The sequence below is a fragment of the Nesterenkonia sedimenti genome, from assembly GCF_012641515.1.
In the GTDB taxonomy this organism is placed as follows: Bacteria; Actinomycetota; Actinomycetes; order Actinomycetales; family Micrococcaceae; genus Nesterenkonia; species Nesterenkonia sedimenti.
Genome location: NZ_JABAHY010000038.1, coordinates 1 through 1,483 on the forward strand (window position 1 = coordinate 1; position 1,483 = coordinate 1,483).

The 1,483-nt window shown below is 63.3% G+C and carries 1 protein-coding gene; it reads right to left on the bottom strand.

All coding sequences use genetic code 11. From position 1 onward, the window contains the following. Positions 1 to 82: 82 nt before the first annotated feature. A complete protein-coding gene (locus HGQ17_RS14820) occupies positions 83 to 1,366 on the bottom strand; it encodes an integrase catalytic domain-containing protein (RefSeq protein WP_229503614.1) in 1,284 nt (427 codons plus the stop codon). Positions 1,367 to 1,483 lie beyond the last annotated feature (117 nt).

Below are 1,483 nucleotides of genomic sequence, written 5' to 3' on the forward strand. Positions count from 1 at the left end.
CGTGGTGCCTCACTGTCAAGTCCCCGGGAAATGATCCCTCGTGCCTCATGTAAAAGTCCCCGCGTAATCGAGGGGTCCGGGGTTAGGCGGCGCGGGCTCGGCGTTGGTCGATCTTGATCCATTCAGCCTCGGGCATCGCCGCAGCCGCCTGGGCTTCAAGCTCGCGCTCCAGGCGGCGGGTCGGGGCCGCGGCCAGGCTGATCAGCCGCTGCTGGATCGAGCTGATCCGCCCGGCGATCTCGACCACGTTCAGCGAGGTCTTGTAGGCGGCCAGCTCAGCTTTCTGTGCCTGGTTGAGGACCCCAGCGTCCAGCAGTCGGTGGTAGGGGGTTCGGGGCTTGTCATAGACCCTGCGCCGGCGTCCCACCGCGTCGGTGGTGTAGCCAACCGGCTTCTTGGTGGGGGTGAAGTAGTTCAGCCGGTCACAGACCAGCGGCCAGAGCTGATTCAGCAGCTCTCGCTGATGAGCGGTGTCGTAGCGGTAGTAGAACCCGTAGCGGCGGACCAGGTGGTTGTTCTTCGATTCGATCGTGGCCTGGTCGTTCTTCTGATACGGCCTGGACCGGGTATAGAAGATGCTGCGCTCAGCACTCCACCCGAGGACTTCGTGGTTGATGAACTCAGACCCGTTATCGGAGTCGATGCCGGTGACCATAAACGGCACCGCCTCAACGAAGGCATCGAAGGCGGCGACGATGTGGATCATTGCGTTGTTGCGGATGGCGGTGGTGAACACCCAGCCGGTGTGCATATCGGTGAAGTTCACCGTGCGGGCGAATTCACCCTTCAACGAGGGGCCACAGTGAGCCACGGTGTCGACTTCGAAGAACCCTGGCTCCGCTTCGACCTCGTCGCCTGCTTTGCGCACGCTGATCGAGTTCCGCAGCAGCGCCCCCGGCTTGGTGGTCGATTTCCCCCGGATAGGGTCCCTGGCTTTAGCCGGGGCCAGGTGCCTGTCGATGGTTGCCGCAGACATTCTCAGCAGCTCGGCGCGGATCTCGGCTGAGTACCTGTCTTGGCCTTCGACCAGGTCCCCGGCGGATTCCATGGCATCGAGCCAGTCGGCCATCGAGGCAGCCAGGTATTTGCCGCAGATACCCCCGGCGACTGCCCAGACGTGCTGGAGGATCTTTAGCGCGTTATAGGAGTACCTGGAACCGGGGTTCTTCCGCCGGTCGATCACCGCCACCGTCGCCTGAGCGCGCCCCTTAGGCTGGCGCATCCGGCGGCGCAGCTGCTGGCGGGCATGATCCCGGTTCCACCCGGTGACCTCGACCAGTTGGTCCAGGATCCGGGTCTTGTCCTTCTTCGAAGCAGCCTCGTAGGCGGCAGCGTATTTCTTGGTGATCTCGACCCTGGTGGCCAACGAGACATCCTTATCCGGCATACCCCATCGTCGCCGAACCCCGCCCCGATATTTGCCGGGGACTTTTCAATGAGGCACGGCCCCTGGTTACGCGGGGACTTTCCATGAGTCTCGTCG